The sequence below is a fragment of the Streptomyces sp. NPDC107498 genome (genome assembly GCF_055582805.1).
The window spans coordinates 1-5066 of record NZ_JBVJPE010000052.1 but is presented as its reverse complement, the minus strand read 5'-3'; the positions used below and the strand labels follow the sequence as shown (position 1 = coordinate 5066).

4 protein-coding genes and 1 pseudogene are annotated in these 5066 nt (G+C 69.5%); all 5 read right to left on the bottom strand.

Features of this window, described 5'->3' with window-relative positions; all coding sequences use genetic code 11:
- On the bottom strand, window positions 1–283 hold a 283-nt coding region (locus ACZ66Z_RS36560; RefSeq protein ID WP_176902409.1), incomplete at its 3' end, for a GTP-binding protein.
- Window positions 264–806, bottom strand: a complete 543-nt coding sequence (locus tag ACZ66Z_RS36555) for a DUF742 domain-containing protein (protein WP_469940283.1) — start codon at window positions 804–806, stop codon at window positions 264–266. The genes ACZ66Z_RS36560 and ACZ66Z_RS36555, both read right to left, overlap by 20 nt.
- 92 nt (window positions 807–898) lie before the next feature.
- The gene (locus ACZ66Z_RS36550) at window positions 899–1312 is read right to left on the bottom strand and encodes a roadblock/LC7 domain-containing protein (RefSeq protein ID WP_026057603.1); all 414 of its coding nucleotides are present in this window, start codon (window positions 1310–1312) and stop codon (window positions 899–901) included.
- A 7-nt stretch (window positions 1313–1319) separates the two neighbouring features.
- Entirely contained in the window at window positions 1320–4580 is a 3261-nt protein-coding gene (locus ACZ66Z_RS36545) for a sensor histidine kinase (RefSeq protein ID WP_469940282.1), read from the bottom strand.
- Window positions 4581–4920: 340 nt separating this feature from the next.
- Window positions 4921–5066, bottom strand: a pseudogene (locus ACZ66Z_RS36540) (ATP-binding protein); the annotation flags it as partial.

Genomic DNA, 5066 nt, shown 5'->3' with positions numbered 1-5066 from the left:
AGCGGTCCTGTCCGGGGGTGCCGAACAGGTAGAGGATCAGGTCCTGGTCCAGGGTGATGCGGCCGAAGTCCATGGCGACGGTCGTCGTCGTCTTGTCGCCGGTGTGCGTGAGGTCGTCGATGCCCGCGGAAGCGGAGGTCATGACGGCCTCGGTACGCAGCGGGTTGATCTCCGAGACGGCGCCGACGAACGTGGTCTTGCCCACGCCGAAGCCGCCCGCCACCACGATCTTCGCGCTGGTGGTTGAACGGGCCGCGCCGCCGCTAGAGCTTGCGAAGTCCACTGAGCACCCTTTCGAGCAGTGTCACGTCTGGCTGACCGCCGGCGGCCTCGTCGCCGCCGGGCTGGTGGATGGCGACGAGTCCGGCCTCGGCCAGGTCGGCGACGAGGATTCGGGCGACGCCGAGGGGAATGGAGAGAAGGGCCGAGATCTCCGCGACCGACTTGATCTCGAAGCAGAGCCGGCAGATCCGCTGGTGCTCGGGCAACTGCCCCTGCAGCCGGGCCGGGTCGGCCGTGGTGCTGACCAGCGCCTCGATGGCGAGCTGGTAACGCGGCCGGGTCCGGCCACCGGTCATGGCGTACGGACGCACCAGCGGGTTGTGCCCGCCGGAACCGCCCGCGGCGCCGCGCGAGGCGGACGGCGAACCCGCGGCCGACGGGACCTGGGGCTGCGCGTAGGGCTGCGAGGCGCCTTGTCTGCTCGGGGCGGAGGGAAAGTTGAACCGGTTCTGCGTGTTGTCGCCCAGGGGCGCCTGATGCGCGTCATAACCGTTGTAGGGGCTCGCGCCCGGCGGTGTACCCACGTCTCCTCCTCCGACTGCCTCGCGGTCCATGTCCCTTGGAACCGCGCCACCGCACCTTACGGTGCGGTGGCATGAAACGCACTGTCCATCTGTTAGTTGAGAAGGCTCCCCTGCAGTTCCGCCCGGAGGTCAGGAGTCAGGACCGTGCCGGCGCGGTCCACGAGCAGGGCCATCTCGTAGCCCACGAGACCGATGTCGGCCTCCGGGTGGGCGAGCACGGCCAGCGAGGAGCCGTCCGAGATCGACATGATGAAGAGGAAGCCGCGCTCCATCTCCACCACGGTCTGGTTGACCGCACCACCCTCGAAGATCCGGGACGCGCCCGCGGTCAGCGAGGTCAGTCCGGAAGCGACGGCCGCCAGCTGGTCGGCGCGGTCACGGGGGAACCCCTCGGACATCGCCAGCAGGAGTCCGTCGGCGGAGACCACCACCGTGTGCGACACCCCGGGGGTGTTGTCCACGAAGTTGGTGATCAACCAGTTCAGATTCTGCGCCGCCTGGCTCATGCTCACACTAACGCTCCTGGTTGTAGGTACTGCCCGGGCCGAGGCCCGATCCGTTCGTGTCCGTTCCCGCGCTGCGCCCCTGCTGGACGCCCCGGCGCAGGTTGCTCAACCTGCCCCGTACGTCCTCGGGTGCGCGGGAGACCTGGGGGCCGCCCTGCGGGGTCTGCTCAGCCGTCCCCTCGACCAGGTTGGCCTTCGGGACCCGCCGGGGGAGACCGGACGAGGTGACCCCGCCCGCCTTGGGGTCCTTGAGCTTTCCGGCCCGCTGCCAGCGCTCGTCGTTGGTCGAGCGCCACTCGTCGGTGCCGTCGGCTTCGTCCTGCTGCTGCACCGGCTGCGCGGGCTTCGGCTGCTGCGGCGCCTGCTGCGGCACCTGCTGCGTCTGCGGGGCGACGCTGCCGCGGCGCGGCAGACCGGCGTCGGTCAGCGCGTGTCCGGCGTCCGGGGCGGGATTCGAGGTCGGTCCCGGACGGTCGAAGCCTACGCGCTCGCGGGCCTGTTCGGGAGCGCTCGGAGCAGATTCCGCTTCCGCTCCGAAATCCTGTCCGTAGCCACCCTGGTAAGCGTTCTGATCCGGCCACTCTGCCTGGTGGGGCTGGTGATCGAACGCATTGCCGTACTGCTGGTGTTCGATTCCCGGAGTCTCGTACGAGGCTTCCGCATAGCCCTGCTGCGGGTACGCCTCGTAACCCTGCTGCGGATAGGCGTAGCCGTCCTGCTGCGGGTACGCGTCCTGCTGCTGGTAGCCGCCCGCGTACTCCTGCGCCTGCTGGGGCTGCTGCCCGTACTCCTGCGCCGGGTACTGCTCCGCCGGGTACTCCTGGGCCTGCTGCTGCCCGTACTCCTGACCCCGGTCGTACTCCTGGGCCTGGCCGTACTGCTCCGCCGGCTCCGCCTCGTCGCGGAAGAGCGGACGGTCGCCGCCCTGCGCCTGGGCCTCCAGGGCGGCGCGCCGCCCCTCGCGCTGGAGCGAGCGGTTGACCGGGTCGAGCTGGCGCTCCTCCTCGGCCGGCTGCTCGTAGCGCGAGTCGTCGAAGCCGAGGTCGGCGGCGGTCAGCATCGGCTGCTGCTGCGGGGCGGCCTCGAAGGCGTTCTGCTGCTGCTGCGGGATGATCTGCGAGACGGTGAAGTCGTCGTGGAGCGGCTGCTCGCCGCCACCGCCGTGCGTGATCGCGTCCGGCAGCATGACCAGCGAGGTCGTCCCGGCCTGCTCGCCCGAGGGGCGGAGCTGGACCCGGATGCCGTGCCGGTCGGCGAGCCGGCCGACCACGAAGAGGCCCATGCGCTGCGAGACGGCGGCGTCCACGGTCGGCGGGTTGGCCAGCTTGTGGTTGATGTCCGCGAAGTCCTCGGCGGTGAGGCCGATGCCCTTGTCGTGGATCTCGACCATCACGCGGCCGTCGGGGAGACGGGTCGCGGTGACGCGGACCTTGGTCTGGGGGGAGGAGAACGTGGTGGCGTTCTCCAGGAGCTCGGCGAGCAGGTGCACGAGGTCGGTCACGGCCTGGCCGTGGATCTCGGCCTCCGGGACGCCGGCCAGCTCGATGCGCTCGTACTGCTCCACCTCGGAGGAGGCGGCGCGCATGACGTCGACCAGCGGGACCGGCTGGTCCCAGCGGCGGCCCGGCTCCTCGCCGGCGAGGACGAGGAGGTTCTCGCCGTTGCGGCGCATGCGGGTGGCCAGGTGGTCCAGCTTGAAGAGGTTCTCCAGCTGGTCCGGGTCGGCCTCGTTGTTCTCCAGGTCGGTGATGAGGGTCAGCTGGCCCTCGATCAACGACTGGTTGCGGCGCGAGAGGTTCGTGAAGATCGCGTTGACGTTGCCGCGGAGCATGGCCTGCTCGGCGGCGAGCCGGACGGCCTCGCGGTGGACCTGGTCGAAGGCGCGGGCGACCTCGCCGATCTCGTCCTGCGAGTCGATCGGGATGGGCTGGACACGGGTGTCGACCCGGCCCGGCTCCGTGCGGGAGAGCTGGTCGACCAGCATCGGCAGGCGCTGCTCGGCGATGCCGAAGGCGGCGTTCCGCAGCTCGCGCATCGAGCGGCTCATCTGGCGGGCCATCATCCCGGCCAGGATGAAGGCGGCGAGCAGGGCGACGACGACGATGCCGCCGTTGACCCAGGCGTCCGTCTTGGCCTCGTCGGATATGTCGGCGGCCTCGGTCACGGCCTTGTCGACGAGGGTCTTCTCGACCTCGCTGTAGCCGTCGAACTTGGCGGTGGCGACGGCCATCCAGGTCTCGGGCGTGATGCCCTCGCCCTTCAGCTCCTTGATGTCCCCGGAGCTCTTGGCGGTGCCGATCCGGGAGGCGACGCCGGAGTAGACGGAGCCGTCCTTGCCCTTGGGGAGCTCGACGCCGGCCGCGGCCATCCGCTTCTCGCCCTCGGAGGCCTTGCCGGCCATGACCTTCTTGAGGAGGTCGACGTCCTCGGGCAGACCACCGGAGCTGAACTCGCCGAGGGCGATCTGCTCCAGGTAGTTGTACGAGTTGAAGGCCACGGACTGCTGGGCGAAGACGGTCTCGTCGCGGCTGGGCCGGACCAGGAGCTGGGTGCCGATGGAGCGCTGGAGGGACTCCGCACCCTTCGAGAGCTGGATCGCGTAGACGGTGCGGCCGTAGCTGGTGATGTTGCCGGTGCCCAGACCGAGCTCGTTCGAGAACTCCATCAGGTAGTGCTGCACGCCCGTGTAACCGAGCTGGGTGTTCACCGGGTCGAGGGAGCGGGTGTACGCGGCCTTGCGCAGCGTCTCCAGCTTCGGTTCCTCGTCCTGGAAGAGCCGCAGACGGCGCTCCATGCCCTGGCCCGACGGCATGTTCTTGACGGCCTCGTCGAACTTCGACTTGGCGGAGTCGGTCGCGGCGTAGGCCCGCTGGACCTCGTCGACCTTGCGGTCCTCGGGGGTCTTCGCGACCAGCAGGGGGCCGGCGGTGAGGTCACGCTCGTTGAGCAGGGCGGTGCTGTACTCCGAGGCGGCGCGCACGATGAGCGCCGTCTTCTCGGCGTCCTGCGCCTCCTGCCAGGTGTCGATGGCCGACTTCACCTGGAAGCTGCCCATGACGAGGCCGGTGAGCACGGGTATGCAGAGGATCGCGTTCAGCCGGGTGGGCACCCGCCAGTTGCGGGGCGAGAGCTTGCTGGAGCTGCCCTTGGCCGTCTCCACGGGGGGCGGCGTCACGGGCACGTCCGCGGGCGACACCGCCATGCGTGACGGCGGCGTGAAGTTGCCCCGCGTCTCCTGCTCCGCGGAGCTTTCCTTGCTTCGCCTCACTCGACCAACAACCTCTCGGCGTCGGCACCTACGTTGTGCCGGTGTTTCGTTCAGGGCCGTACTACTCGGGAGTTCATGAATTGCAGCACGTGAAGGGGGTCCCTTCCAAACAGTGGGAAGCGGCCCCTTTCAGTGGTCCAGGCCTCGCATAAAACGGGCATAAAGAGCGAGCCCCGCCAAATGGCGGGGCTCATGTGAGCGCAGTGACACCGATCGGATGCGTCGGGTGTCCGGGGCGCCCCAATTCTCTGTCGAAACGTTATGAACCCGGGGACGGCCGTGTCGAAGGACACAGACCGCCCCTGGCCGCGGCATATGACAACTGCCTTGACCGGTTCCCTTACTTGAGGCGTGCCATGAGGGCGTGCTCGACGAGGGTGATGAGGGCGCCCTTGGCGTCGGCGCGGTGGCGGGCGTCGGTGGTGATGATGGGGGTGTCGGGGCCGATCTGGAGGGCTTCGCGGACTTCTTCGGGCTGGTAGGGCT

Excerpts from the sequence above, each read along its gene's own strand:
- ACZ66Z_RS36550 (WP_026057603.1), bottom strand. The coding sequence starts at position 1,312 with ATGAGCCAGGCGGCGCAGAATCTGAACTGGTTGATCACCAACTTCGTG.